The sequence below is a fragment of the Paenibacillus sp. FSL K6-1230 genome, from assembly GCF_038002385.1.
In the GTDB taxonomy this organism is placed as follows: domain Bacteria; phylum Bacillota; class Bacilli; order Paenibacillales; family Paenibacillaceae; genus Paenibacillus; species Paenibacillus massiliensis.
Genome location: NZ_JBBOCK010000001.1, coordinates 2,065,091 through 2,091,732, shown reverse-complemented (window position 1 = coordinate 2,091,732; position 26,642 = coordinate 2,065,091). Strand labels below are relative to the sequence as shown.

The following is a 26,642-nucleotide window of genomic DNA, read 5'->3' as shown; positions in this document are numbered from 1 at the left end:
GCTAAATTCCTCCTTCAGTATCTTCCACGGTGGAACGATAAATGACGAAGTTCCCCTGAAAGACCATTTCTTCTACTACGTATATGAACACCTCGACCTTGGCCTTCCCCTTCTGCGAAGGATTCGAACGAACATAGGCCTTGGCTATGCATTTCTCACCCAGATGGACAGGACGCACAAAGCGGATATCCGCAGAGGCTGTCAAGGCGATCTCGTCATTGATTACGGCCACTGCTAGCGAGTTAGCCTGAGCGAACACATAGTGACCGCGCGCGATTCCCGTTCTGGAGAAGACATGCTCCTCCTTGATCTCGAATATCGAAATACCGCTGCGATCCAGCTGCAGGTCTACGATATCCCCGATGATCTCATGCAGGGGCAAAGAGCGGACCTGATCATAAGAGCGCTCGGCCATAAGCTTCATGCGTTCACGAAGCTCCGGTATGCCAAGCTCCATGCGGTCCAGACGAATGGTCTGAATACTGACCTTGAGCTGCCTTGTCAATTCCTGGTCCGTAACGAACGGATTATCTTCTATGAGTTGTGTCAGCTGCTGATGTCTTTGTTTTTTGGGCAAACGCTCGATGGCTACTCGCCTCCTTACCTAACGTTACCCCTAGATGGTAACCTTGTATATTCGAACGAATCATAATCGGTGTATGTATCTTATCTATGTACGGACAGTCTGCTCTATGAACTGGCAGCCTGCATTCGATATACTGCCTCTTATTAGAACCTGGTACTAAAGCAACAGTATATCGTATGCCGAGCCAAAAGAAAAGCATGGAGGCAAAAAAAATAGTACCTCACCGTGGTGAAGCACTACTTTCAGATGCATCTTATTGAGAAATAATCTCTCTAGATTTGTACGTTCCACACACTTTGCACACGTGGTGAGCAAGCTTCAATTCTCCGCATTGTTCACATTTCACCATGCCCGGCACAGCCAGTTTAAAGTGAGTACGACGTTTATCGCGACGTGTCTTGGACGTTCTACGTTGAGGTACTGCCATCATTCCCACCTCCTTATCGAAGTCAACCCGTTAGGGGTATTGCTTGTTATCTCATTCAAGACCGGGATTCTAGCACCTGTTCAAGACAGACTCAGCTCCGCAGCCGGTGAATAACTACCTTACATGATGTTGCTGTAATAGACTTACTTGAATAGATTCTTCAATGCAGCAAGTCTTGGGTCCACGCGTGTGTTGTCACAGTCACAGGAGCCCTCATTCCAATCTTGTCCGCAGGTCGGACATAGACCCTTGCAGTCCTCCGAACAGAGCGGAGTGAACGGCAGATGAATCACAAAGGATTCCTCGCAGAAAGGAACCGTGTCGAATGCCTCACCTTCCACAGGGATCGTGGCATCCTCTTCGTCTTCCTCCAGTTCTGCTTCCCCGACTACCGAGCGAAAGCGCTCCTCGAACGGGATGTCCAGATGCTGATGGACAGGCTTCAGACAGCGTGAGCATTGGGTATCCAGCTCAGCCGACAACGTGCCCTTCAATTCCATCAGGCTCTCACCTACTATGCTGGCACTCAAGTCCACCTGCAGCGGAGATACCGCTGTAATGTCCTTGCGATGGGTAATCATGTTCGAGACATCAAGCGTCTCACGAACGATAACCGGGCCATCATGTTGAGCTACTTTACGAAAATGTAAATGCATAAATATCACCCCAAACAAACAAAAATTATTATACCGACTGAGCCCGATGTTTGTCAACACCTTTTCCTTTACACCCATTCGTACCGCCCGACTGCACAATGATGTACAATGTAAGATACACCAAGAAGGATGGACATGCAAAGATGTAGATACTTCAACAGGGAAGAACACTTCCAGTCGATGTAAACGGACAAGCCGATAGAGCTGTTAGACCGATGGAATTTATCCAAGGAGCCTCGGGCTCTGCATAGTCGAGCCGGGCTATTATCATAGTATACCCTAATTTTGAGGGAGTTGTTTGCTCAATTGAAGACTTTAGGCATTATTGTTGAATATAACCCTATGCATAACGGACATCTGTATCACCTGACAGAGGCCAAAAATAGAACGGGTGCCTCCCGCACCGTGGCGGTCATGAGTGGCCCGTTCCTCCAGCGCGGCGAGCCTGCTATCGTTGACAAATGGGCCCGCACCGAGATGGCGCTCGCTATGGGTGTAGACCTCGTTCTGGAGCTGCCGGTAGCCTATGCGGTGCAGGCAGCCGACTGGTTCGCCTACGGCGCCGTGGCCCTGCTGGAGTCCACGGGCATCGTGGACTGCCTCTGCTTCGGCAGCGAGGCAGGTGACCTGTCGCCGCTACAGGCGCTGGCGACAGCACTGACCGCGGAGCCGGACGCGCTGAAGTCCGGCATCGCGGAGCGATTGGCGGCAGGCTGGAGCTACCCTGCCGCCTATGCAGACGCCGCCTGTGCCCTGGCGGCGGAATGGCCGGACCACGCGGAGCTGTCCGGCATACTTCAGCAGCCCAATAATACTTTAGGGCTGCATTATTTGATGGCGCTGCAGCGGCTCGGCAGCGCCATAGTGCCCTGCACGATCACGCGCAGCGGATCGGGCTATCATGACGCCGTGGCGCGGGAGGGCGAAGCCATCGCGAGCGCCACGGCGATCCGCCGCCTGCTGCTGAGCGGCGGGCCTAATGCAGCGGCACCTTATGTGCCCGGTGCCGTGCTGGATATTCTGCGCCGCGAGTGGGCAGCTGGGCGCGGGCCGCAGCAATGGGATTCATTCAGCGTGCCATTGCTTCACGGACTGATTACGCGCAGCCCCCAGCAACTGGCCGAGCTGCATGAGGTGAACGAGGGTCTGGAGCATCGCCTGCTGAATGGCCTTCACCGACTGGACAGTCCGTCAGTCGAGAGTCTGCTAAGCGCCCTGAAGACCAAGCGATATACACGTACCCGACTTCAGCGTATGCTGACCCATATTTTGCTGAACCACTCCAAGGTACAGCTGGCGCCTACAGAGCTCGCAGCAGGACCTCATTACCTTCGCATACTGGGCTTCAATCAGACTGGAAGAGCCATGCTTAAAGAAATGAAGCAGCGGGCATCCCTCCCGCTGCTTGTTCAAGCGTCCTCTCAATCCCTGCCCCAGCTAGAGCTGGACCTGCAAGCCTCTGCCATTTACAGTGCTGCTATGCGGGAGCCAGAAATCACGCGCATGTATGCCGATTATCTGCGCCCACCAGTCATATCCTGAACGCCCCTGTCCACTAGACTTATGTCCAACAGGGCTTCAAGACTCTGACTTGACGGCTTTGACATCCAGATAATCCAAGGCGTCCTGCAAGGTACGCACGGGCACTAGCTCCATGCGCGTGCCAATAGCCTGCGCTTTGCCGAGTGCAGCCTCATAGTTACCCTCAGGCACGAAGAAGAGATCCGCTCCCTTTCGATCGGCTGCAACAATCTTATGCACGATGCCGCCGATCTCACCTACATTGCCATCCTGATCAATGGTGCCTGTGCCTGCAATCCGATAGCCCTTACTCAGATCCCCCGGCGTGAGCTGGTTATAGATCTCCAATGTGAAGATCAAACCGGCCGATGGCCCGCCTACATTGGTCGAGGCGAAGCTTATCGTGTGATCCGGGTTGTCGGGCTTGATTTTTTGTACCGTTGCCAGGCTTACACCAAGCCCGATCCGTTGCTGTCCAGTATCCGGGTCGGTGATAGGAATTAAGGTCACCTCCCGGGTCAGCCCCTCTCCATCCCGAAGCAGCTTGAAGCTCAGTGTATCCCCGGCACGCTTGCCCTCCAGAAGACCCCTTAGCTGTGCATGGTCTTGGATGGCCTTGTCCTCCACCTCCAGCAGCTGATCTCCCGGAAGGAGGTCACGGTCTGCGCCTGGCAGCAGCTTCATGACGACCACATGATTCGGAACAATTTGATATGCTACTCCAGCATGATGATAGGCGGCCTCAATGGCAGAGGATTGCGAGCTATCCATCAGATAGATCTGCTGAGCAGCATACTCAGCCTCACTGCGCCCCTGCAGTCGGCTGTCCTTGTCTTGAATCTCAGCATCCCGATCAAAGGCTGACAGTGCCAGCAGGATGACATTCGCATAGCTGGCCGATACCGTCGTCATCATGAAGCTGCCCGACTCGCTCGGATCGCCATTTTGCACCGTCACCATCGGCTTTACTTCCTCAGCGGTGCCGGGCTTATAGATCAGATACGGAATCGGCATATACACAAGGACATAGGCCAGAATGGCGATGCTAAGCAAATACAGCAGCCAGTATAGCCCGTTGCGTCTATTTTGTTGCATACTCCTCCGCATCCCCTTTCTTTTTTCCCTTGGCATCTATATGACTTCTGGTATGTATTTATTCTGTGACTCATAGACTCCTATTAAGAATAGGGTACAAGCCGGAAGAAGGTGAATCAGCGATATGAAAAATATTATTCAGGCGCGTCCGCGCCTTATATCCACCTTAGCTATCGCTCTAGGTGCAGTCATGGTGCTTACAGGTGTCCTTCTGGCCCCCGAGGAGGTGTTCAAGGCTTCCTCGCAAGGGCTCAAGCTATGGTGGACCATTGTATTCCCAGCTATGCTGCCGTTCTTGATGCTGTCCGAAATGCTCCTGGCTCTAGGCATCGTTCACGGTCTCGGAGTTCTGCTTAGCCCACTTATGCGAAGCTGCTTCCGTCTGCCAGGCCATAGCGGCTGGGTACTGGCGCTGGGTATGATGGCCGGGGCACCCGCTTCCGCTGAAGCGATCAGACAGCTCATGGCCCGCGACGAGCTTGGCGAGACGCAAGCCCGGCTGCTCACGGCATTGACTCATTTCAACAATCCCATGACGATTATCGTGGTCATCGGTACCGGGTTCCTGCACAGTCCTGCTCTCGGCTACCTGCTGCTAGCTGTACATTGGAGCGCCGGGATCACAGCCGCACTGATTCTGCTTCGTGGTCGTAGCAGCTCTAACACTCTAAACAATTCTGCTACATACAAACAATTGACAGACAACAACATAAACAGACATCATGCATCCAGTTCTACTTCAAAAGCAATAGAAGGGCATAGCTATGTTCAGGGCCCCTTCGTTCGAATACGGCTGGGCACTGTGCTGACGGAGATGAGACTCGCCCGCGAGCAGGATGGCCGCAGCTTCGGCAAATTACTGGGTGATACAGTTACGAATGCCGTGCAGACGCTGATGATATCGGGCGGCTTCATTTTATTCTTCGCGGTCATCAGCCAGTTATTCAGCCTGTATGTGTCCTCAGGTGCCTTCAGCTATGTATGGCCGGCACTGCTGGAGCTTCACCTCGGCTCATATGCTTTGACCACAGCACTTGGCAATTCTCCACTCGTACTGGCCGGTATCAGCGCCATCTTGGGATGGGGCGGCTTATCGGGCTGGTTCCAGAGCGTTGCCATTACAAGACCCGCAGATCGCGGTAAGCTACTGGCATACACGAGACTATGGCACGGCCTGATCGCTTTTATATTTACCCTCATCCTCTGGGGACCATGGCAGCGTCTTATGCAGCTTGTCCAGCCCGCCTATGGGACGAATCCGCTTCTGGGGCTCACTGACACAAGCACAAGCATAGATATGGCAACAGAGCCGACCATTCCAAGTCTATGGCAGCTCACGGTTGCCCCATGGATGCTGGGCATCTTGATTCTTACAGTGTTACTATTGCTATCAATCACGATGTATGCTAGTCGTCGACTTTTTTCGCGTTGAATTTGTCGTACAAGGCCTCGCCCACCTCTGGAGATACCAGATCCACAATGTTCCCGTTAAAATGAGCAATCTCTTTCACCATGCTGGAGCTAAGGTAGGAGTACTTGGGATTGGTCATCATAAAAATCGTCTCTGCCTCGGGATTCAGCTTGTGGTTGGCTGATGCCAGCTGCAGCTCATATTCAAAATCCGTCACAGAACGAATCCCGCGGACGATGACATGCGCTCCCTTTTGCCTCACATAATTAGCGGTCAGGTCACGAAAGAAATCCACTTCGATATTAGGGATATCCTTCGTCACGGAGCGCAGTAGCTCCATACGCTCCGCTACGGAAAAGAGCGGGTTTTTACTTATATTATTAAGCACCGCCACAATCAATACATCGAACTGTCTGGCAGCACGCTGGATGATATCAAGGTGTCCCATCGTAACAGGATCAAATGTGCCCGGATATACTGCAATTCTTTGTTTGTGTCCTTGTTCAATCATTGTCTGTGTCCTCCTTGACCGACTCTTCGTGCAATATGTAATCGTACACGGATACGGTCGTCTCTCCATATACCGCTTTGCGCAGCTGCTTGAATCTGCCGAATTGCTCCGGGTATTCATAGCCTGTCTCATATTCCAGCACGATGACTGCACCATCTCTCAGCAGAGATAGCTCATGCATCTTGCTCATCAGTTCGTCTCCATTTTTCATGCGATACGGTGGGTCCAAAAAAACGGCATCAAAAACAGTCCCGCGCTTGGCGAGCGCCTTCAAGGCGCGTCCAGCCTCGTTACGGAACACTTCAGCCTGCCCGGCCAGGTCTGTCTTTCGTAGATTCTCCTTGATGACCTCCACACTTTTCGGCTCCAAATCTACAAACACAGCCCGATCCATCCCCCGACTCAGCGCTTCAATTCCAAGTCCTCCACTTCCAGCAAATAAATCCAGGACTACACCACCATCAAAGTAGGGTCCAATGATGCTGAATAGAGCCTCCTTGACTTTATCCGTAGTGGGTCTCGTCCCCATACCAGGGACTGCCTTGAGCGGCCTTCCCTTGGCGCTTCCAGATATGACTCTCACTGATGATTTCACCATTCTCTCTATAGCTTGATATACGATCGCCAGCGACCTTATGCCTGTATCGTATCACATTGCGTCCCGCTTGAAAAATGAAGTCCATGCACGGGTACAATGGATGATCCTGCAGACCGCTAGACAAATTTCCACTTGGAAATGTATAACATCCCCTGCATTGGGCATGCTTGAAATATCGGCATTTAACCGATGCCGTAGACAACCGCGGAGAAGGCTTACGTTTCCCCATAAGCTCTTCGTCCGGTTTCTCCTCTCCCATCGAAGGGCGCTCCGCAAGGGGCGTCCGATTTTTTTTGCCATACCCATCACACCTCGCGCTTATCCTCCGGCGAGTACAGAATACGCTGGTAATCAGAATCCCTCGTGTCCATGTCCCCCAGATACATTCGCATATGCTCAGGTACTTGCTCATAGGCTGTCTTCAGGCGCTCACGGTTGAACTCACTTGGGAACTCCAGATACAAGTGATAAGCAGCACGACACTCCTCAAGGGATGTCTGCTCACCCTTTAGCTTCTTATACTTGTCCAGGAGCTCCTTATATTTATCTTCCGCTACTTCCGCATACAGCTCCTCTGTGAAGGTGATCTTCCCAAGCTCCGGGATCGAGACAACCAGCGGATAAGCCCCTGTAGTGAACAACGTTCCATCCGCGAACGAAGCCTCTAGGTCTTCAATAGGAATCTCACGCGAATCTGGCAAGCCATAAATATGCACGATTCCATTCTCATACACGACAAGATTGACAAGGTAATTTTTCCCTTGCTCTCTCATGAACATGCAGAAGCCGTCACCCTCAATAGTGCTATAGAACATCTCTTGAATGACAACAAAATCAACTGCCTTCGGGGAAGGACTGATTCTTCGCACTTCCATTAGCTCCCGCTCTCGGGCAGTAATCTCGTAAATATTGCGAAACTCTGGATTCAGTGACCGTACCTTTCCCTCGATGTGCTGGTAGTAGCTATCGTTATCGAATGACCAATCCGCCGTTCCGACGATGAAGGCACCCAGACCATGTAGAGACAGTGTCTCTCCGTCAGGTATATCCGGTCCCAGCCAGTACTCGTCAATCTTTTGCCCCAGTCCCTTTAGATCTACGAGCTCCCAGCAATTCACCATCCCATCCTCATAGATCTGCACCTGGACGAGAAAATGATGATCTGCGTTATGTATAATGCCATGGGTAGTTGTCCCCTCGACCTGCTTCTGTCTTCGAATTCTCTGCATCTGTCTTCACCTCTCTATTGACTACATCTGACATCTGATATTGGACCATATTAACGACAGCTCAGCTGTTGTCCAAGCAAAACACAAGTTTTGTAATATTTTATAGCAAACAACGAAAGGAGCTGCTGTCATGAGCTGCCCAGTAAATCCAATTGTGTGCCCACCTGTGCAAGTTGTAAATCATCTGTTCTACCCACAGGTCATCCCTGTCATTCATCCAATCGAGATCGTTAATGAGTGCCACGTTGTACCGATCTACAATCATCAGTTCCCTGTGTCCGTCACCAATGGTCCTAGCTGCCAAGTCTCCGCGCGCCGCAAAAAATCGCGTCGGCGTTAAGCCTGACGCGTACTACACGGCAGGATATCCAACCATCTACAGACAAGCATACTTGCGTACTTTTGAACAGGGACACTCACCATTCAATGGGGCTATAAATCCATCTTATCAGCCATTCAGTTTCCGGAGTTCCTGGTTAACCGATAGAGACACATCTAAGCAGGCAGGTCGGCTTCGGGAGCACCCTGGCTGACCTGCCTGCTTAAGTTGGCCTTCTATAATCAAGCTCTATTCCAATCAAAGCCGATGGCTTCAAGCACTGCACGCGTAATAATCATATGCCCTGCTTGATCCGGGTGGACCCTGTCCCATGCCAAAGCAGCCGGATATATGAACTCCCATTGTCGATCAAAAGCCGCTTGCGTATCTACAAGAATGGCCTCCAATTCTTCGGCAATCTCCTTCACAGCGGCTCCGTAAACATCCATCGTAGCACGCATGGGGTCCTCTGTATTCGCTTCCAGATAGTACGGCGTGATCAACACCAACCCTTTCACCGACGAACGCACAGGGGTCAATAGCTCACGCAAGGTGCGCTTGTACTCATCCAGATAGACATGCTGTTCAGGACGTGCGGCAGCATCGAATTGTCTCCATACATCGTTCACACCGATCTTAACAGCTAGCCAATCCGGCTTGAGATCCAGTACATCGTTACTCCAACGTTCCTTGAGGTCACGCACGGTGTTCCCGCTCGTTCCCACATTGGATATACGAATGTTCAGATCCGGATACACCGCTCGGAGCAAAGCATCAATCTGCGCTACATACCCATTGCCAAGAGCCCCGTTTCCTCCCTCGCCAATCGGTCTGGCACGTCCACAATCCGTAATCGAATCGCCAATGAATACCCAACGGTCCTGACTGCTTAACTTCATCCCGGTCCCTCCACCTTGTTCCCTATAATAGTAGTCGAGCTACCTCCATGATAACCATTGTATTCCAGACTCTGCAAGATCATTTTACAAAGACTGACAATCAGTATTGGTGCAAGCTTAATGGAGTATTCGAAATTGCTGTGGTGTTACACCTTCATGCCTCCTGAAGGTCGCTACAAAATGGCTGCTGTCACGGAATCCAACACGCTCGGCAATTGCACGGACAGGCATGGCAGGGAACTCTGTCATGAGCTCTTTCGCTTTGCGCATTCGAATCATAATTAGACAAGCATATGCAGTAATGCCCATAGATTGCTTGAACAGAGAATTCAGATGTCTGATGCTGACACCCAAAATTGCAGCCATGTCTCCAAGCCCCAGAGAAGGGTCACCATAATGCTGCTCCATATACTCCAGTACAGGAATCGTTCTCTCCACCTGTTGGTATAGTGATGGCAGAGTGCCGGTTCGACCATGCTTCTTAAGCATGGCCAGGAATCTATACATATCAGAAGAGGCATCCAGCCCTAACAAATCTCTGTCGCTTGCAATGGAATCCAGCACCTGAATACCGAAGCCATCCAACTCGTTCCCCTGCTCCCAGTAGTACAAGGAGGCTGGCTTCAAGCCCAAAGCGGCGATAACAGCCAAGCACAAGGGGCCGGTAAACGTGATATACAGCGTCTGCCATACATTACTGCGGCGATTGTACCTGTGAGGCTCCCCTGGTGGCAGCAGCACCCCCGTATTCTCCCCCATTTTGAACGAAGCGCCCCCGAAGCTCATTACCCCTTCCCCCTGAATAGTCTGCAGCCAATGAAAACACGGGAAGCCCTCTGGACGGTCTACATCCTCCTGCTGTCCATTTAGACCAATGCTATCAATGAACAATGGAAGCTTCTGCTCGCGTGAGGTAAGAAAATATCGTTTGTGCACATTGTTGTGCATATTGTGAAGCTGCGGTTCCCGTTGCTCTTTCCACTCCATTTCATTCACTCTACTCACTTCCATTTTCTTATATACACTCTGACTTTTATTATATATTCAAGAATAATGATTTCATATAGCATAGAGTTATTCTTATATATTCAATTCTGTTATGTGAGTTCTGTTGTGAGTTCTTGTTATGTGAGCTCTGTTATGAGTTCTTGTTATTGAGTTCTGTCGTAGCTCTGTATCGTAAAGTGTTTTACTTTGGTGTCTTACTTTCATGAAAGAGGTGCTTGATCATGATCAGTAGCAAGCTGCCCAAGGTTTTTTATGGTGGTGATTACAATCCAGAGCAGTGGAGCAAGGACATTCATACTGAGGATCTACGGCTATTTAAGCTGGCAGGCATAGATATGGCTACGATAAACGTGTTCGCTTGGGCGAAAAATCAGCCTGACGAATCCACCTATCATTTCGAGTGGCTGGATGAGCTCATTGAAAGCCTGTATGCGAATGGTGTCTATGTCTGTCTGGCTACCAGCACAGCTGCCCATCCGGCCTGGATGGCGAAGAGATATCCGGATGTGCTGCGTGTCGATGCGGATGGGCGCAAGCGCAAGTTCGGCGGGAGGCACAATTCCTGTCCTAACAGTCCAACCTATCGCAAATATGCAGAACGAATGGCAGAGCGGCTGGCAGAGCGTTATCAGAATCATCCAGCCGTGCTGGTGTGGCATGTCTCCAATGAATATGGTGGCGAGTGCTACTGCGAGCATTGCGAGGCAGCTTTTCGTGTGTGGCTGAAGAAGCGCTACGGTACCGTAGAGAACCTCAACCGGGCGTGGAACACCTCCTTCTGGGGGCACACCTTCTATGACTGGGATGAGATCGTATTGCCGAGCAATCTGTCTGAGCATTGGGGAAATAACAAATCGAATTTCCAGGGGATATCACTGGATTATTCACGCTTCAATTCGGATAGTCTGCTGGAATGCTACCTGCTGGAGTATCATGCGATCAAACGACGCATCCCGGATTCGATCATTACGACGAATCTGATGGGCTTCTATAAGGAGCTCGATTATTTCAAATGGGCACAGCATCTGGATATCGTCTCCTGGGATAGCTATCCCGCCCTGGACACACCTTTCAGCTTCACAGCAATGGCGCATGATCTCATGCGCGGCCTCAAGGATGGTCAGCCCTTCATGCTAATGGAGCAGACTCCGAGCCAGCAGAACTGGATGCCTTACAATTCGCTGAAGAGACCGGGCGTAATGCGGCTATGGAGCTACCAGTCCATTGCTCATGGAGCTGATACCGTCCTGTTCTTCCAGCTTCGCCGCTCTATCGGCGCATGCGAGAAATATCATGGAGCTGTCATCGAGCACGTCGGACATGAGCATACCCGTGTATTTAGAGAGGTCACTCAATTGGGCGCTGAACTGAAGGCACTGGGAGATACCCTTCTGGATGCTTCCGTTCCTTCGCGGGCAGCTATTATTTTTGATTGGGATAACTGGTGGGCGATTGAGAAATCCAGTGGGCCAACCGTCGCTCTGAAGTATCTAGAGCAGATACACAAATACTACAAAGCATTCTTCGATCAGCATGTTCAGGTTGATATCATCAGTCCATCTACAGAATTCACTAAATACGATATCGTTGTCGCACCTGTGCTGTACATGGTAAAGGAGGGTGTAGCAGGGCGGCTGGAGCATTTTGTCGAGCAAGGCGGCACATTCCTGACTACCTTCTTCAGCGGTATTGTCGATGAACACGATCTGGTAATACTTGGTGGATATCCTGGCAAGCTGCGGAAGCTGCTTGGCATATGGGTGGAAGAGATCGACGCGCTCTTGCCGACCCAAAAGAATCGTATCGTGATGAAGGAAAAAACAGGCGTACTAGAGGGGGCCTATCCATGTGGACTGCTCTGCGACCTGCTGCATACAGAAGGCGCTGATACGATTGCGGTCTATGGCGAAGATTTCTATCAGGGTATGCCTGCGCTCACTCGCAACCGTTGGGGTAATGGTGCGGCCTGGTACATGGCAACCGACCCGGATCAGGAATTTCTGAATGGACTGCTAACCCATATCTGCACTGAACTCGGCATTGGGGCTCCAATCACCGCTCCTGACAGTGTGGAGATCAGTGTTCGCTCCAAGGAGGGTACGGATTATATCTTCGTTATGAACCATGACCGTGAGCCTCAACAATATTACATTCAGGAGGGTACAGCATTGGAGTTGATCAGCAAACACGAATATAGTGGCGAGGTCACCATTGCCGGCCATGATGTGCATATCTTGAGACCAAGCCAGCATTAGATCGCGGAACATATAGAAGTACAACAATTTGAGAAGCAAATGGAGACGCAACTTGGGAAGCATCTTGAGAAGCATTTCTGTGGATTGCTGGATCTCCCGTTTAGTTACAGGAGTGGCACATTTCATCATTGCCACTCCTGTCTGTGCTGCTGCCAAAAAAAGAAAACCGTAGTTCAGCAATCCAGCGCTGTGCTATAATATCCATGTATTGGCATCCGCTAGGCTGAATGAGGAGTTGAAGGAACGACAATGAGCAAGTTTATCATCTTTTCGGCATTATGGTGGCTGGTGGGCAATCCTTTCCTCGCCCTGCTGCTCCTGCTGATCATCATCTATGTACTTGATCGCCAATTCATCGGCATCTTCCCGAGTCTGACTCGTCCCTTGAAGCGTAGACGCGAAGCAGCCCGGCTGCGAGATCAGATTGCGCTGAATGCGAATGATGTATCGGCCAAGCTGGATCTTGCACGTAACCTGATTATTCGCAAAAAATATGAAGAGTCTCTGCGTTACCTGGGGGAGATCAAGGACAGCTATGATGATTCTGCTGATTACTGGAATGCAGTAGGCACTAGTAGGATTATGCTGGGCCAGTCGGACCAAGGAGAAGCTCACTTGTTGAAGGCCTTATCTATTAATCCGCGCGTACAATACGGTGAGCCTTGGCTAAGGCTGGCAGATGCCTTCAAGGATAAGGATCAATCCAAGGCCCTAGGCTATCTGGAGCAATTTCAGAGCATTCAATCCTCTTCATGTGAAGGCTATTATTTATCGGGAATAATTTATCAATCGCTGGGGAGAAGCCGTGAAGCGCACGAAGCATTCACCCAGTCACTGGCCATTTATCGTACGTTGCCCAAATATCGTAAAAAGAGTGAGCGCAAATGGGCACTGCGAAGTTGGGTCAATAAAATGAAGAAATAGCATGCCAATAGACGCACCCCCGATCGGGAGTGCGTCTTTCTGCTACCCATCATTACAGCCATCTTTGTTATGCTGCATGCTAGTACTTCATTCCACTCTGCAATGCAATGCTTCCTTACAGTGTATCTGTTCAATGTTTCAATCCAGTACAACGATTATGAGCTCTCAACTTCTCAAATCCGTCCATTGTCACCATCAGCAAGACTTTCCAAAGGATGAAGGGTTTTCTTGACAGACCCCTGCCTTACGTATAGATTAACAAGTATACTTGCACCTTTTTACAAATATATTAGAGCATTTCAATAAGCTAGTAGCTGATGAATCCAAGAGAGGAATATCATGATCAGAGTGCTTATCATCGAAGACGACCATATGCTTGGCGACACACTGGCTCTTTATCTACAAGGAGAAGGCTATGAAGTGAGCAGAGTGGACAATGCCGAGAGGGGCCTGATCTTGTTGAGCTCCCAGCCGGATATCATTATTCTGGATCTGGTGTTGCCAGACTCACAAGGGATTAATCCCTGCGCACTCATTCGAGGCCATACTCAGGCTCCGATCATTGTGACCTCCTCATTGACGGATGTTCATGAACGGATCCGCTCGTTAACCGAGGGAGCTGATGATTTCGTGTGCAAGCCCTTCAGCATGCAGGAGCTTAAGGCCAGAATTGAAGCTGTATTAAGACGGAGCTCACATCCGGTGAATCCCACAACAGGGCCAGCTCCTGAACCAGGAGTCACCATAGATTTGGAACGAAGAATCATTCTTCATAATTACAGCAAGATTGAGACGACCTTTTCAGAATTCGAGATTATGAAGCTTTTTCTGCTGAACCCCGGCAAAGTATTTAGCCGTTACGCCCTTATTGAAGCCATTCGTGGTGTTGACTCCTATATCAACGACCGTACAGTGGATGTTCACATTACCAAGCTGCGCAAGAAGCTCGAAGAAAATCCCAAGCAGCCTAGATACATACATACGATATGGGGCGTCGGTTACAAATTCACACCTTGAATTACCATTATAATCCCTCACTACGGCATGGATTGTAAAATAAGCTGAAGCTCATGAAGCACTTCCTCTAATGTAAGCTCTATCTCATGCTCAAGAGCCCCATGCTGCAGCAACTCCTCCATTTCAATCACCTTCTGCTGCAATCGTCTGGCATATAGATTGGCAGCAGCTCCCTTCAAGGTGTGGATTCTACGGGACACCTGGTCGAAGTTCTTGTCGTGCAGCTCCTGCTGTACGATACTGCCGAACGGCTCGTACTCCGTCTTGAATCTTCTCAGTGCAAACTGGAGAATATGCATTTTCTCATCCATTTGGGTTAGCGCTTGCTCAATATCCACTCCTTGAATACTGCGCAAACCATTCATGCCCGACCAAGCATCTACGATCCTCATTAGCCGTTCCGAGTGTACAGGCTTCATCAGCACTTCATTAATTCCGCTCGACAGGCATTGCTCGTGTACAGACTTGACACTGTTCGCAGTGATCGCAATGATCGGCGTCTGATCATACGCACGTATTCTCCGAATGTGCAACGCGGTCTCCATACCGCCCAGCTTAGGCATGGACAGATCCAGAAAGATCAGACTCCACGGCTTCTTCTCCAACCAATCCAGCACCTCATAGCCATTACTTGCGATTGTCACCTCATATCCCAGATAACCAAGTAATCCTTCGATGACAAGCTGACTAATGCGTTCATCCTCACCTACTAGAATACATTTCTTCTCTATTAAGGAGGCCGGCTCGGACATATCCTGTTCAGTGCTTCCTTCTGATGTTAGAGCGGGCTCCTCCAACATCTCAAACACTTCCAAGAGTCCAAGACGGGTAACGGGCTTAAAGAGACGGGCATCTGTCTCCACTTCGTAATCATGTGCCTCAGCCACTATAACGTTACCTGCATCCGAGCACACCACAATATGCAGATAGGGTCGCAGCAGCCTCGTCAGTTCCATAATTCTACGCTCCAGGGGATCTTCTGCACAGGCGGCTACGTTCATAATTAGCACGTGCTGACCGCCCTGATCATTTGACGTTCCCCAGCCCGAGCTGATGAACTCCTTAAAGCTTGAAAATACACGCGGATTCATGCCAAAGGATTGCAGAATCTGAGTCATACTCTCTCTGGAATGGGATGGGTGATCCACGATGGCTGTCTCGTAATTAGGAATACTTACTTCCGTGTGATCAGGTAGGGTTTGCTCCTGTGAAGCTGCCAGTGCAAAGCTTAGCTCAAAGTAGAAGCGGCTGTAGCTGCCAAATGCGCTATCCACCTCCAGACTACCACCCATAGACTCCACCAGATGCTTGCAAATGAATAATCCCAGACCCGTTCCGCCATACTTTCGACTTATATCCGGGTCCCCCTGTGTAAATGACATGAACACCCGCGACATTTGCTCCTTCGTCATACCGATCCCCGTGTCCTCAATCTCAAAGAGAATTCGGACTTGCTCTGCCTCTAGCGAGATGACCTCTGTCCTCAGCAGAACGTGACCAGCATCCGTAAATTTGACTGCATTGCTCAGTAAATTAAGCAACACCTGCTCCAGTCGATAGGGGTCACCAACAACATAGAGTGGACAATCGGGATCTGTGTAGAACACCAGCTCTACATTCTGTTGTCGCGGATAGACGCTTGTCTTGTCCGCCAGTCCCTTGATCCATTTTTCGAAATGAAAGGGCACCTGCTCTAGAACCAGCTTTCCTGCCTCGATCTTCGCCATATCCAGAATATCATTTGTAACATTCATGAGTGAGTGGGAGGAATCATTCATCTTGCGCACATAATCCTGCTGAATCGGAGACAACCTGGTTCGCTGTAGTAGTAGCAAAAAACCGATAAGCCCATTCAGTATCGTCCTGATTTCATGGGTCATATAAGTCAGGAATTCGCTCTTGGCCGCACTGGCCTCCACCGCCGCCTCACGCTCACGAGCATCCGTGATATTCTGAAATACGGCTTGAATTCGCACAAGTACATCCCTGTGATAGAAAGGAAGAATGTACACGTTGTAATACGACGACATGCCATTGTCCAATATGATCCTAAGCTCGGTCTGCTTCGTTCCTTCATTATGCTGCGTGCTTCTCATCAGCCTCACCCATTGCTCCTCTTGCTCTATATGTACCAGCTTCTCAAGGTGCTGATTCATAATCTGGGGAAGCTCGAGCTGAAGCGCTTGCAGCGCATTTGAATTGGCATACATAATACGACCATCAGCCGTGAACTCCATAATCCAGTCCTCTGCGTATTCCTTCAGAAATGCAAAGCCCTCTCCCTGTTCCTGAAGCTGACGCCTGACCGACTTATACGTAGCAATGTTAACACCATACCCTATCAGACGCTGAACTCTTCCATGCTCATCTACAATCGGCTGGAGCTTCACCAGTGCATAGTGACCGAGACATTCAACCTCATAATAGACTGGCTTGCCTTCCCAGGCCTCCTGATACTTCTGATGGATAAACTCAATGATCTCTTGCGGAAAAATCTCACTGTCCAGCCCAGTCGATCCCATAGGCTGCCCCTGTCGGTGAGGAGGAACACCAATTAACTGGAGCATCTCACCTTCGGAGAAGAGATACTCATACCTCCCGTTTCTCTTCTCTACAATAAAGGTGAACCCTGGCTGATGCTCCACAAGCTCCTCAAGCTGACGATAGCTCTGCATGAGGCGTTGCTGTCGCTCTCTGGACCTCGCTAACACGGACAATAATATAATGACCATTAACAACATCAGGGCCAGCGACAGTATTCGACACATCCATCCTGCGGCAAAGCCCTGAAACAACCCAAGCAGCATACAGTTCAATAACAAAAAAAGACCTCCTGACAGCCACTGTACGAAAAAACTCTTCAAAAAGGCATTCAGGAGGCACAATCCAGCTATATACACAAGCTCAGCTGTCCAATACTGCCAGTTCATGGCATAGGAAGCAGGGTCCATCATCCGGAAGATCAATAACATCATGAATATGATTACTGCAGACCCTGCCCGACCAAAATAAATCCCCAGCATATATACGATCCCGAGCATGCTCATTTCCATTGGATGATGTAGACCCTGACGGACAGTAAGTAGCACAAGGGCTACCACTCCTAGCACTATGCCTACAACCCATGTACGCATTGGCTGCTTCATATAAATTAGCTTATCCTGCTCAAGACAGGAATGAAGAAGATAGATCGAGCAAAGAACAATCAATGCCGGTAGCATAAAATCTAGTATCAAGTGCCCACCATCCAGATCAGAGAATTGCATAACTATGAAACCTAGTTCCTTTAATCATAGTATGTGAAGGCTAATTGAAGCAACCAAAACAGATTCATCTGTGTGAAAAGTAGCCTCTCAATATTTGAACTTCCGTATTAATTGCTGCAGCTGCTCCGCCATATCTGCGAGACTAAGTGCAGAGGCTGATACCTGCTGCATTGCAGCCAGCTGCTCCTCTGAGGATGCGGCCACCTCCTCCGCTGTGCCCGCATTGCCTGTAGCAATCTGAGCCAGCTCAGAAGCCACTGCGGATACCTCTTCGACCCCGGCTGTAATTTGCTGGGATATAGCAGCCACCTCTTCAACCTGCGGTGTCATCTCCTGCATGCTATTCAGTATTGTCTCGAACTTGCTGATCGTGGCTGTGGAGATATCCATACCGTCACGAACCTCGCCCGAGATCTTATTCATCATACTCACAGAAGCCTCCATATCCTGCTTGATCACTTCTGTAAGCTGCGTAATATCCTTAACAGATTGTCCCGATTGCTCCGCAAGTTTGCGAATCTCCTCGGCAACGACTGCGAAGCCTTTTCCATGCTCTCCTGCCCGTGCTGCTTCAATGGAAGCATTTAATGCCAGAAGGTTCGTCTGATTGGCTATGTCTCCTATAAACGTCGTAATCGAAGCAATCTTCACAGAACGATCACTCAAGACCTGGATGATGTGGTTCGCCTGCTCCACCGTCTCATGAATTGAGCCCATTTGCCTCACCGTCAGCCGCACAGACTCCCCACCTTCCTCAGCTTGGGACGTGGTGTGGCGAGTCAGACCTGCAACCTGACCAGAGCGTTCCGCAATTCGGGTAATACCTACGGCGATTTCATCGAGGGCAACATTGTTCTGGACAATACTCACATTTTGTTTCTCTGCACTGCTGGCAATTTCCTGAACGGCCTTCGCTACATCCTCACTTGCCGCACTGGTGGATTCTGTACTTTGTGTCATCTCTCCAGCGGAAGTTACAACCTGGCGTGAGCTGCTCTCAATGCTCTGAATTAATAGACGTAGATTGCCCTGCATCTTGCCAAAGGCATCGGTCAGATCACCGATCTCATCATGGCTTTGTCGAACGAATTCCTGCGTCAGATCACCTTCACTCAGAAGAATAGCTTGTCCCTTCAGCTTCTCGATCGGACGAATGATAGAACGGACGACAAGCCATACCAGCACAATTCCTACTGCTAGACAGATGAGAAGAATCCACAGCATGCTCGTCAAAATAGGCTTGGCCGCCTCCACCATTTCAGAGGTATACATCGTACCAGCCAGCTTCCAGCCTGTCAGGGGATTCGTTGTAAAATACATCAGTTTATCGTCCTCACCCACCTTGTAGGAGAAGCTGCCGGATGGATTCTCGTATACCTGATTCCAAAAAGCATCCTCTGCATTTGTGCCCGCTTCAAGTGTAGGATGATAGATGTATGTGCGACTGGTATCCAGCATCACCATATAGCCCTGTTCACCAATCTTGACGTTCTGCATCCAATCCCGAAACATGGTTAGCTTAAGGTCAATTCCAATAACACCTGTTCCATCATCCAGCGCTTTGGCAATGGTAACTGTAAAATCATCTGAATTCTCTGAGCGATAAGGAGCGCTAACCGTCACTTCGCTCGGCTTGCTCAGCGCTTCCTTGTACCAGGCCTGTTCTCTTGGGTCATAGCCTGCCGGGATCTCCTCCGCTGGAGCAGAGGTCATATACAATCCTGATTCAGCAGCAAGCTGAATCGCGGAGGCATCTTCATTTTGCTGCAAATATTGGGCGAACTCCCCTGTGATGTAATCATCTTCTTCGTTGGTGTAGAGCGCTTCATCCAACTGCTCAGCGTAGGTCTTAATATCACTGATTTTGGACTGAATGGCTATGGTGATGGCCAGATCCCCCAGCTTCACAGCTTCCTCTGCACCATGTACAATTTGCTTCTCCACTTGTTCTTTGGCATTAAAGTATGCCAGCACCCCTACTAGTATGGATGGGGCAACCAAAAACACAAGAAAAGACAGGATCAGCTTCGTTTTGAAGTTTTTTTGAATACGGGTCAACCACCCTGTTTTTTCGAGTTTTGCCACTTTCGAATTCAATTCCTCACACCTCTTCTTCTGGTTTTATAGTTCCTCAATCCATATTCATGAGCGAATAACAACCTTCAATATAATCTGAAGCAGCAAGAACTAAGACCAAAGAACTACCGTGCTAAGTATAGGAGAAAATCATTAAATCAAATGCTAACCATTCATAAGAAAACTATGAATTTCCTTAACACTTGTTAAGAAAACTTAAGCGCATTTATGGCAATTCTCTATGACGTTCGTCGTCATTCGACAAAAATAAAGCGAATATAAGGATATCAATAAATGATTTTCGCAAAAGCACATGCTAACAGCACCTACCAACAGCTCTGCACAAAAAAAGGACATCCTTCAGCCCAAAGGCGAAGGACATCCCTCTTGTTACACCATCATTTCTAATCAGCTCTAATCAGATCTAGTCAGCTAGAGCCTATCTCAGCGGATAATATCCTGCTTGATTCAATTGTGCAGCGATCACTCGATAGCCTCGTCCGTTAGGATGGATCCCATCCAGTGAGAGCAGACGGCGCTCTTGGCCTGCGAAGCTGTCCTGAATCTGGACTGCCCGAATGACCCCAGCATTCATTGTGCTGAGAAAACGATTGTATTGCCCCACCCAATACTGTGCCTGCGGATAGCGCGGCAGTGGGTTGTACAGCCCCAGAATTCGAATAAAGAAGGGTTCCCGGCTGCCTCTCTTGATCTGCAGCAGCGTATTCACGATCCGGCGCACATTGCGTTTGGTCATCTCCAGATCCCCTCCTGCATCCCGCTGCATGCCTGAGCGCGCCATCCTGAGCAGATCATTGCCCCCGATACTGACGGTGATGATATTGGCCTGACTCACCCCGCTCTCCAGCAAGGTAGAGCTGTTCAACTGACTGAGCAACTCTCCTGAAGTCATCCCGTTCACTCCATAATTATGCAGTATAATTCGCTCTTGCAGTGACCGCTGTGCCATGCTTCTATAGAGAGGAACGAAGCCGCTGCCAGGCAGTGCCCCGGTCCCTACCGTGAGCGAGTCACCAAGAGCCGTATAGCGATATGCCATATTCCCTGCCTCCCTGTCGGTTCACCCTCGCAGAACTATGCTTCTGCTACAATGATTACACTGCCGAAGCAACGCTCCGCTGAACTGGCGTTAATGCAGTATATGTAAAGACAGGGGATACGGGCACGGTGAATGCTTAGTCGAGCTCTACTTCATACACACAGCGGTAATGCTCAAGTCCAGTGTGCGTATCCTTCGTTATGTATACCGCAAATCCGAGCTGTCTGAAGAACTGTGCTCCTTCCTCATCGGTATTTGCCGTCATACGCTGTAGCTCACGCTCCTTGATCAATTCCAGCAGCATTCCTCTGGCATACCCTTTATGTCGATTCTCCGGAAGAACAGCCAGATGCTGCAGCTTCAGCTCCCCATCGGCCTGCTCAACGAAGCCGGTGATCCCAACGATCAGCCCCTCGTCCTCATACCCGTATAGATGCCAGTCTGCCAACGAAGCATAATGCTCAAGCAGCTCGTCCTCCTCTTCTCCAGTCGGAATAGCCGCGTAGCCTAGCAGCTCTCTAATTTCGGGGCGTTGCACTAATTCATTCCTGATATCCTTGAACATGTTGGTTCCTCCTGATCAGCTGATTGTTGGGGCAGACAAGCTTGCCCCTAGTTGAAGATAATAAAATGTTTCATTTGAAAATGAGTCGGCACTGCTGACGCCAAAGTATCCCACGAGCGGAATAATTACTACAAGGAGCACGATTATCACCAGAACACCTAAAACGATCCTAAGTCTCTTACGGTTCACGTTGAAGCCTCCTGTATGCTTTGTGTCATATCCGTTCTTTTTATTAATGCATCCTATTGCAGGATTGCAGGTTATGCTTCCACGATTAGAAGCGGCCAGGTATCCAGCCACTGCTTGTCGAACACCCGTTGCCGGAAATAGGTGTCGCTCCGAAAGTATGGACCCTTGCGTACCTTCAAGTCCATTAGATCCTGAAGCCCGAAAGGAGCGACGATCTGAAGCTGATCCTCCTGGTCCAGATAGATGCCTACCGCCGTAGCTGTCTCTGGCCAATAACGCATCGCATCGGACACTGAAGCGTATGGAGCATGTCCATTGCGTATATGCATGTGTGCCTGATTCTTGACCGACCAGTTCCGATGAATCTGATCCCGGCCCAGCTGCTGTTCAAGCCATTCATCCCGCTCCTCGCTCTGCTGCTCGGGATCAAAGTATATGACGTCAATATCATTTAAAGGGGTCAAGGACACATAGCCGTGAAGCTTGTCCCAGACCCGGTTCCGCACATATCCGGCCGCGATGCAGGCTTGCGGTAGTCCGAGCTCCCTCACACGTCTCAAATCATCATATACCTGTGGGTCTTCCAGCCAAGCCAGCAGCCGCTCACGCTGCTCTATGTTGATATGATGTTCCATCAGATACCTCCCTAAGATGAAAATAACATGCACGCACTCGTTACAGAGTACATGCATGTCCAAGAACAACTTCCAAACTACAGCCTATCAACTACAATCTACAAAAAAGCTTCGAGAGCAGTGCAGGTCATGTGATACGTTGGCTCCAGCTTGGATATGACCGGTTTGACGGTCGACAGCTTCCGATCACGCGCAGCTTGCTCAATATCAGCGAACATGATCGACATTCGCTTGATGCCCAGACTGAGACTTCCTGATTTTAGCTCGTGCGCAGCCTCCAATATTTGATTATACACACACGGATCGAACTTCTCCTGCTCCAGCAGACCGATCAAGCGTTGCAGCTTACCTGGCGTATCACCCTTATATATATCCAGCAATGAAGCAAGCAGCTCTGTGCTTCCATCCTCATCCAGAGCCATGATGTCTCGGATGACCTCTTCATCAATGAGAGCCTCCTCTGGTGCAGCTTGGGGAAGCCAGTGCTGCAGCTTCTCCCTTAGCAAATGAATCGAGGCTGGCTTTTGCAGGAAGTCGTCAATGCCCGCAGTCGCCCCCTTGCTCCTTTCCTCTTCACCAGAGCTACCGGATAAGGCGATAATGGGTATCCGTTCGCTTTGCGATTGCAGTTCGTGTGCACGAATATGAGCTGCCGCAGCATATCCATCAAGCTTCGGCAAATGAAGATCCATCAGTATGCAGCCGTAATGGCGGTTACGCGCATACTCTACAGCCTCTTCACCGCTTACCGCAAAATCCAGCTCTTCCAGCCCCAATCGTCTTAGCTGCTCCCCAATCACCTTCCGGTTCACAAGCTGATCCTCTACTACGAGAATCGGCAGCATGGTATCCATCTTGTGACACTCCGATAGTTCTGCTGGAGCACCAGCCTTCGTAGTATGCGTGAGGTGAAGCTCAGGATCACGGGCCTTGCGCAGCTCTAACTCAATCCAGAAAGTTGCTCCCTCCTGCTCTACGCTGATACATCCGATCTGACCGCCCATCATTTCCACGAACAGCTTGCTAATCCATAGACCCAGGCCTGTGCCTCCATGTGGCGTTGTCTGTCCCTCTACCGTTTGGGTATAGGGCTGAAATAATATGGATTGATCAGCTTCTGAAATGCCTATGCCGGTGTCGCTCACCTCAACACGCAGACGTTGCTGCTCGTCGCTATTCTCCAATAGCCTGATCTTGATCTGCAGCTGCCCGGCAACCGTGAATTTGTTAGCATTGCCAAGTAAGTTGAGCAGTACCTGTGTGAGTCTCGCTGCATCCCCGATGAGCCTTGTTTCCACGCCCTGCTCCAGCTCCGTAGAGATCACATTGCCTTTCTGAGCAGCCTGTACCTCAAGCAAAGCTGTAACTTGCTTCATCATATCCTGCAGATTGATAGAGGTAGCCTGCAGCTTCATTTCTCCGGCCTCAATTTTGGATAGATCGAGCAGATTGTTCACCATGTCCAGCAGCAGCTTGCCTGACTGCTGAATCCACTGTATCGACTCCCGCTGGGCAGCAGGTAGCTCCTCTGCCAGAAGCACCTCTGTCAAGCCAAGCATTCCGTTCATGGGTGTACGAATTTCATGGCTTACCATGGCAAGGAACGTACTCTTCGCCTGATTCGCTCGTTCGGCATCCATTCTCGCCTGATTCAGCTCCGAATTGGACTTGGTCAGCTTTCTTTGCAGATTCACTAATTCATTATTCATCCCGGAGAATTCGCTTAGCACTTGTTCCTGCTCCGTCTGTGCTGTCACGATCTGTCTGGATAGCTCCTCAATGGTCTTGCGTAGATTCTGAATCTCCAACGAAGGATCACTCATGCTGTGTTACCTCCCTGGGCTATATGTGACAATAGATCAGCAGCAGCCTTCACTGCCTGATCCGCATCTATCGCGAAGCCATCTGCTCCAACTTCCTGCCATAGCCTGCCATCCATGTTGAACGGCTGTCCACCCACCATGATCTTTACATGGGCTGTTCGCTCGTCCGCACGAATCGCAACAATCAGATCCTTGATCAGATGAACATGAAAAGCCATCGTTGCCGATAGTGCCACTAGGTCGACGCTATAGTCAATAATAGCCTGAATTACATTTCGCTGCGGTACATTCGCCCCCAGATAGTACGTGTTCCAGCCTTCCATTTCAAAGAAATCCGCTATCATTCGAATGCCAATCTCATGCTGCTCCTGCCCTACGCAGGTGGCGAGTAGCCGATATCCATCACGTGAATGAACGATCCATCGACCATACAGGCTGGACATGATGAACTGTGTGGCTGCCGTACAGAAATGCTCCTGAGCGACATTCATGTCTCCCATCTGCCACAGTCGTCCAATCTCATATTGTGTAATCTGAAAGATATATTTATAAATATCCTTTATAGCTACCTCATTCTCCAGAAGCTCCTCCACAAGCTCAAGTGCTTCTCTTCGGTTCCCTGCACTTAGCAAGTCAAGGTACGTTCTAGCTTCCTCATATAACGGGTTATCCTGCCGGATGAACGAGGGGTATTCCTCTGGTTCCTTGATTCGTTCAATGCCGAGCAACAAATGGTCCCGCAACATCGTCTTGCCCGGGTGCTCCAGTAATTCCTCCAGGGCATTGTCGATCAGCTGCAAGTTGATCACAAGATCCTGAGAGGTGATACCGAACCCCTCCAGCAGAATTTTGAGCCAGGAAATGTACTGAACAAACAGCTTCGGACTGTCTACCATGACACTCTCTGCCAGAAATTGAAGGCTATAGAGCGTATCCTGCCTAGTCTTCACTTTACCAATTGGACCATATCGCTCCATCAGCTCGGGTTGAAGATCATATTGTCTATCTACTATCCAATCAGCCAGTTCACCCGCCCGTGTGAGTAGCAATTCGCCAGCGTTGCTATATCCAGCTTGTATACTCAAGCGAATTCACTCCATCCGGATTAATATAGTACCGCGAGCTTCAAAATGATGAACACTATAATTGAACCTCAATACGATGAGCTACAGCAATATAAGCTCAACCTTTAGTATAACGTATACTGCTTCATGAATTAACCCGTATTCGCAAACAATTCGTAAAATAAAGGACTTATTAAGTCTATTATCTTCAAATAAAAAAAGTACCGGTATACATAATACCGATACTTCTTCACCAATACTTCTTCGTAAAGCCAATTGGAGTGTGAGCCCTCTACCCTATCGCTCCGCTCCGAATCCCAGCTTACGCAGTAAGGTGATGGCCTGTTCCTTCTCCTTCAAAGACAGCCCACTGACCGCATCCATGATAACATCCCGATGACCTGGGAAAATCTGCTCGAAAAAGTGACGACCTTCCTCGGTTAGCTCAGCATAGATCACGCGCCGGTCATCCTGGGACGCCCGACGGGTCAGCATATTCTTCTTTTGAAGCTTATCCACTACATAGGTAATATTTCCACTGGAAATCAAGACCTTCTCACCGATCTTCTGTAGCGGCTGCGGGCCACGATGGTACAATAGATCCAGCACTCCGAATTCCGTAGTATTCAATCCATAGCCATGAATATCTCGATTCGTGCGGGATGTTACTGAATTATAAGCTCGTGCTAGCACGACAAACAAATTAAGGGATATTTCCTGATGATCCGTTGAATTAGACATAAAAGCCAGCCTCCACACCTCATATCTTAATTCAAAGATATATTAATTGTATGGAACTGTCAAGATCACCAGCGCTTTGTAGCCCGTCCACATGCTAAGCTCGATTTCTGATGCGAAGCTGACCATCAGCAGCTGCGATAATAACTTGGTCCGCCATGCCTACGAACAAGCCATTGTCTACGACACCTGGAATCGCATTCAAAAGAGCTGCCAGTGAACCCGGCTCCTTGATCTGACCATAGCTGCAGTCAGCGATGTAGTTGCCGTTATCAGTAATATACAGGTCTCCGTCCGCCCTTCTCCAGTTCACTGTGGCACCCGTTTCCTCAAGCGACCTTTTGGTCCATTCATGAGCGAAGGGTACTACCTCTACAGGTAAAGGGAAAGCTCCCAAGGTCTGAACAGCCTTACTCTCGTCAGCTACAATAATCAGCTTGTCCGACTGAGCCGCCACGATCTTCTCTCGCAGCAATGCTCCACCGCCGCCCTTAACCAAATGAAGATTCTCATCCACTTCATCAGCGCCATCAATGGTGAGATCCAGGCGATCCAGTGACTCAAAGGAAACAAGTGTAATGCCAGATTCCTCCGCCAACTGTTCAGAGGCACGAGATGTTGCCACCGCTTCAATCTTCAGACCATCACGCACTCGCTCACCGATCTTCAGAATTGCCCAGTAAGCAGTAGAGCCAGTCCCGAGGCCTACCTTCATCCCATCCTGGATTGCTTCGACTGCCTTCTCGGCTGCGATTTTTTTCATGTTCATA

26 protein-coding genes are annotated in these 26,642 nt (G+C 49.7%); 6 read left to right on the top strand and 20 right to left on the bottom strand.

From position 1 onward, the window contains the following. Position 1: 1 nt before the first annotated feature. From fapR to MKX74_RS09205, 3 genes are all read right to left on the bottom strand, one after another. Positions 2-577 (bottom strand): transcription factor FapR, encoded by a 576-nt coding sequence (gene fapR, locus MKX74_RS09215; protein WP_018883545.1) that lies wholly within the window; start codon positions 575-577, stop codon positions 2-4. Positions 578-839: 262 nt separating this feature from the next. Next, entirely contained in the window at positions 840-1,013 is a 174-nt protein-coding gene (rpmF, locus tag MKX74_RS09210; RefSeq protein ID WP_036645943.1) for a 50S ribosomal protein L32, read from the bottom strand. 143 nt (positions 1,014-1,156) lie between these two features. After that, on the bottom strand, positions 1,157-1,669 hold the full coding sequence (locus MKX74_RS09205) for a YceD family protein (protein WP_018883546.1): 513 nt from the start codon (positions 1,667-1,669) through the stop codon (positions 1,157-1,159). A 306-nt stretch (positions 1,670-1,975) separates the two neighbouring features. Here MKX74_RS09205 and MKX74_RS09200 point away from each other — a divergent pair, with 306 nt between their 5' ends. Then, a complete protein-coding gene (locus MKX74_RS09200) occupies positions 1,976-3,211 on the top strand; it encodes a nucleotidyltransferase (RefSeq protein WP_018883547.1) in 1,236 nt (411 codons plus the stop codon). Between the two features lie 36 nt (positions 3,212-3,247). On the opposite strand, the gene MKX74_RS09195 is transcribed toward MKX74_RS09200, so the two are convergent. Then, positions 3,248-4,285 carry a YlbL family protein gene (locus tag MKX74_RS09195; protein WP_341178167.1) on the bottom strand — a complete coding sequence of 346 codons (1,038 nt, stop codon included), beginning with the start codon at positions 4,283-4,285 and terminating at the stop codon, positions 3,248-3,250. Positions 4,286-4,409: 124 nt separating this feature from the next. Here MKX74_RS09195 and MKX74_RS09190 point away from each other — a divergent pair, with 124 nt between their 5' ends. Next, positions 4,410-5,717, top strand: coding sequence for a nucleoside recognition protein (locus tag MKX74_RS09190; RefSeq protein ID WP_341178166.1), 1,308 nt, complete (start codon positions 4,410-4,412; stop codon positions 5,715-5,717). Here the strand turns inward: MKX74_RS09190 and coaD are convergent. The 4 genes from coaD to MKX74_RS09170 form a co-directional block, all read right to left on the bottom strand. Further along, on the bottom strand, positions 5,692-6,207 hold the full coding sequence (coaD, locus tag MKX74_RS09185; protein ID WP_018883550.1) for a pantetheine-phosphate adenylyltransferase: 516 nt from the start codon (positions 6,205-6,207) through the stop codon (positions 5,692-5,694). The two genes, MKX74_RS09190 and coaD, sit on opposite strands and share 26 nt — an antisense overlap. Beyond that, complete coding sequence (gene rsmD / locus MKX74_RS09180; RefSeq protein WP_025679108.1) at positions 6,200-6,790, bottom strand: 16S rRNA (guanine(966)-N(2))-methyltransferase RsmD; 591 nt, start codon at positions 6,788-6,790, stop codon at positions 6,200-6,202. The genes coaD and rsmD overlap by 8 nt, the downstream gene beginning before the upstream one ends. Beyond that, positions 6,711-6,890, bottom strand: coding sequence for a hypothetical protein (locus MKX74_RS09175; protein ID WP_341180683.1), 180 nt, complete (start codon positions 6,888-6,890; stop codon positions 6,711-6,713). Before MKX74_RS09175 ends, rsmD begins: the two co-directional genes overlap by 80 nt. Positions 6,891-7,110: 220 nt before the next feature. Next, complete coding sequence (locus MKX74_RS09170) at positions 7,111-8,034, bottom strand: DUF7638 domain-containing protein (protein WP_341178165.1); 924 nt, start codon at positions 8,032-8,034, stop codon at positions 7,111-7,113. Positions 8,035-8,164: 130 nt separating this feature from the next. Here MKX74_RS09170 and MKX74_RS09165 point away from each other — a divergent pair, with 130 nt between their 5' ends. Continuing rightward, positions 8,165-8,374 (top strand): hypothetical protein, encoded by a 210-nt coding sequence (locus MKX74_RS09165; protein ID WP_081750172.1) that lies wholly within the window; start codon positions 8,165-8,167, stop codon positions 8,372-8,374. Positions 8,375-8,595: 221 nt separating this feature from the next. Here the strand turns inward: MKX74_RS09165 and MKX74_RS09160 are convergent, their stop codons facing one another. After that, entirely contained in the window at positions 8,596-9,252 is a 657-nt protein-coding gene (locus MKX74_RS09160; RefSeq protein ID WP_018883554.1) for an SGNH/GDSL hydrolase family protein, read from the bottom strand. A 117-nt stretch (positions 9,253-9,369) separates the two neighbouring features. Further along, entirely contained in the window at positions 9,370-10,239 is an 870-nt protein-coding gene (locus MKX74_RS09155; RefSeq protein WP_231505427.1) for a helix-turn-helix domain-containing protein, read from the bottom strand. Positions 10,240-10,481: 242 nt separating this feature from the next. Here MKX74_RS09155 and MKX74_RS09150 point away from each other — a divergent pair, with 242 nt between their 5' ends. The 3 genes from MKX74_RS09150 to MKX74_RS09140 all read left to right on the top strand — a co-directional run bounded on the left by MKX74_RS09150 (position 10,482) and on the right by MKX74_RS09140 (position 14,456). Beyond that, entirely contained in the window at positions 10,482-12,515 is a 2,034-nt protein-coding gene (locus MKX74_RS09150) for a beta-galactosidase (RefSeq protein WP_341178164.1), read from the top strand. Between the two features lie 249 nt (positions 12,516-12,764). Beyond that, on the top strand, positions 12,765-13,439 hold the full coding sequence (locus MKX74_RS09145) for a hypothetical protein (RefSeq protein ID WP_018883557.1): 675 nt from the start codon (positions 12,765-12,767) through the stop codon (positions 13,437-13,439). 339 nt (positions 13,440-13,778) lie between these two features. Continuing rightward, positions 13,779-14,456, top strand: a complete 678-nt coding sequence (locus tag MKX74_RS09140) for a response regulator transcription factor (protein WP_018883558.1) — start codon at positions 13,779-13,781, stop codon at positions 14,454-14,456. A gap of 20 nt (positions 14,457-14,476) precedes the next feature. On the opposite strand, the gene MKX74_RS09135 is transcribed toward MKX74_RS09140, so the two are convergent. The 10 genes from MKX74_RS09135 to rpiA form a co-directional block, all read right to left on the bottom strand. Then, on the bottom strand, positions 14,477-17,590 hold the full coding sequence (locus MKX74_RS09135; protein WP_341178163.1) for an ATP-binding protein: 3,114 nt from the start codon (positions 17,588-17,590) through the stop codon (positions 14,477-14,479). Between the two features lie 219 nt (positions 17,591-17,809). Further along, the gene (locus tag MKX74_RS09130) at positions 17,810-19,819 is read right to left on the bottom strand and encodes a methyl-accepting chemotaxis protein (RefSeq protein ID WP_341178162.1); all 2,010 of its coding nucleotides are present in this window, start codon (positions 19,817-19,819) and stop codon (positions 17,810-17,812) included. 418 nt (positions 19,820-20,237) lie between these two features. Continuing rightward, on the bottom strand, positions 20,238-20,858 hold the full coding sequence (locus MKX74_RS09125; RefSeq protein WP_018883561.1) for a GDSL-type esterase/lipase family protein: 621 nt from the start codon (positions 20,856-20,858) through the stop codon (positions 20,238-20,240). Between the two features lie 136 nt (positions 20,859-20,994). Continuing rightward, complete coding sequence (locus MKX74_RS09120) at positions 20,995-21,423, bottom strand: GNAT family N-acetyltransferase (RefSeq protein WP_341178161.1); 429 nt, start codon at positions 21,421-21,423, stop codon at positions 20,995-20,997. 15 nt (positions 21,424-21,438) lie between these two features. Beyond that, a complete protein-coding gene (locus MKX74_RS09115; RefSeq protein ID WP_341178160.1) occupies positions 21,439-21,612 on the bottom strand; it encodes a hypothetical protein in 174 nt (57 codons plus the stop codon). Between the two features lie 71 nt (positions 21,613-21,683). Continuing rightward, positions 21,684-22,247 carry a nucleotidyltransferase family protein gene (locus MKX74_RS09110; RefSeq protein WP_018883564.1) on the bottom strand — a complete coding sequence of 188 codons (564 nt, stop codon included), beginning with the start codon at positions 22,245-22,247 and terminating at the stop codon, positions 21,684-21,686. Positions 22,248-22,345: 98 nt separating this feature from the next. Continuing rightward, positions 22,346-24,070: an ATP-binding protein gene (locus MKX74_RS09105; protein WP_018883565.1), complete on the bottom strand. Its 1,725-nt coding sequence runs from the start codon at positions 24,068-24,070 to the stop codon at positions 22,346-22,348. After that, positions 24,067-25,155: a cobalamin B12-binding domain-containing protein gene (locus MKX74_RS09100; RefSeq protein ID WP_028592344.1), complete on the bottom strand. Its 1,089-nt coding sequence runs from the start codon at positions 25,153-25,155 to the stop codon at positions 24,067-24,069. The genes MKX74_RS09105 and MKX74_RS09100 overlap by 4 nt, the downstream gene beginning before the upstream one ends. A gap of 276 nt (positions 25,156-25,431) precedes the next feature. Continuing rightward, positions 25,432-25,875 carry a MarR family winged helix-turn-helix transcriptional regulator gene (locus MKX74_RS09095; protein WP_018883567.1) on the bottom strand — a complete coding sequence of 148 codons (444 nt, stop codon included), beginning with the start codon at positions 25,873-25,875 and terminating at the stop codon, positions 25,432-25,434. Positions 25,876-25,969: 94 nt separating this feature from the next. After that, a complete protein-coding gene (gene rpiA / locus MKX74_RS09090; protein WP_341178159.1) occupies positions 25,970-26,641 on the bottom strand; it encodes a ribose-5-phosphate isomerase RpiA in 672 nt (223 codons plus the stop codon). Between the last annotated feature and the right edge of the window lies 1 nt (position 26,642).

What these genes read in the sequence shown, in the direction of transcription:
- rpmF (WP_036645943.1), bottom strand. Translation starts at nt 1,013, where the DNA reads ATGGCAGTACCTCAACGTAGAACGTCCAAGACACGTCGCGATAAACGT.
- MKX74_RS09205 (WP_018883546.1), bottom strand. Translation starts at nt 1,669, where the DNA reads ATGCATTTACATTTTCGTAAAGTAGCTCAACATGATGGCCCGGTTATC.
- MKX74_RS09195 (WP_341178167.1), bottom strand. Translation starts at nt 4,285, where the DNA reads ATGCAACAAAATAGACGCAACGGGCTATACTGGCTGCTGTATTTGCTT.
- MKX74_RS09190 (WP_341178166.1), top strand. Translation starts at nt 4,410, where the DNA reads ATGAAAAATATTATTCAGGCGCGTCCGCGCCTTATATCCACCTTAGCT.
- coaD (WP_018883550.1), bottom strand. Translation starts at nt 6,207, where the DNA reads ATGATTGAACAAGGACACAAACAAAGAATTGCAGTATATCCGGGCACA.
- MKX74_RS09175 (WP_341180683.1), bottom strand. Translation starts at nt 6,890, where the DNA reads ATGGACTTCATTTTTCAAGCGGGACGCAATGTGATACGATACAGGCAT.
- MKX74_RS09170 (WP_341178165.1), bottom strand. Translation starts at nt 8,034, where the DNA reads ATGCAGAGAATTCGAAGACAGAAGCAGGTCGAGGGGACAACTACCCAT.
- MKX74_RS09165 (WP_081750172.1), top strand. Translation starts at nt 8,165, where the DNA reads ATGAGCTGCCCAGTAAATCCAATTGTGTGCCCACCTGTGCAAGTTGTA.
- MKX74_RS09160 (WP_018883554.1), bottom strand. Translation starts at nt 9,252, where the DNA reads ATGAAGTTAAGCAGTCAGGACCGTTGGGTATTCATTGGCGATTCGATT.
- MKX74_RS09155 (WP_231505427.1), bottom strand. Translation starts at nt 10,239, where the DNA reads ATGGAGTGGAAAGAGCAACGGGAACCGCAGCTTCACAATATGCACAAC.
- MKX74_RS09150 (WP_341178164.1), top strand. Translation starts at nt 10,482, where the DNA reads ATGATCAGTAGCAAGCTGCCCAAGGTTTTTTATGGTGGTGATTACAAT.
- MKX74_RS09145 (WP_018883557.1), top strand. Translation starts at nt 12,765, where the DNA reads ATGAGCAAGTTTATCATCTTTTCGGCATTATGGTGGCTGGTGGGCAAT.
- MKX74_RS09140 (WP_018883558.1), top strand. Translation starts at nt 13,779, where the DNA reads ATGATCAGAGTGCTTATCATCGAAGACGACCATATGCTTGGCGACACA.
- MKX74_RS09135 (WP_341178163.1), bottom strand. Translation starts at nt 17,590, where the DNA reads ATGCGTACATGGGTTGTAGGCATAGTGCTAGGAGTGGTAGCCCTTGTG.
- MKX74_RS09125 (WP_018883561.1), bottom strand. Translation starts at nt 20,858, where the DNA reads ATGGCATATCGCTATACGGCTCTTGGTGACTCGCTCACGGTAGGGACC.
- MKX74_RS09120 (WP_341178161.1), bottom strand. Translation starts at nt 21,423, where the DNA reads ATGTTCAAGGATATCAGGAATGAATTAGTGCAACGCCCCGAAATTAGA.
- MKX74_RS09110 (WP_018883564.1), bottom strand. Translation starts at nt 22,247, where the DNA reads ATGGAACATCATATCAACATAGAGCAGCGTGAGCGGCTGCTGGCTTGG.
- MKX74_RS09105 (WP_018883565.1), bottom strand. Translation starts at nt 24,070, where the DNA reads ATGAGTGATCCTTCGTTGGAGATTCAGAATCTACGCAAGACCATTGAG.
- MKX74_RS09095 (WP_018883567.1), bottom strand. Translation starts at nt 25,875, where the DNA reads ATGTCTAATTCAACGGATCATCAGGAAATATCCCTTAATTTGTTTGTC.
- rpiA (WP_341178159.1), bottom strand. Translation starts at nt 26,641, where the DNA reads ATGAACATGAAAAAAATCGCAGCCGAGAAGGCAGTCGAAGCAATCCAG.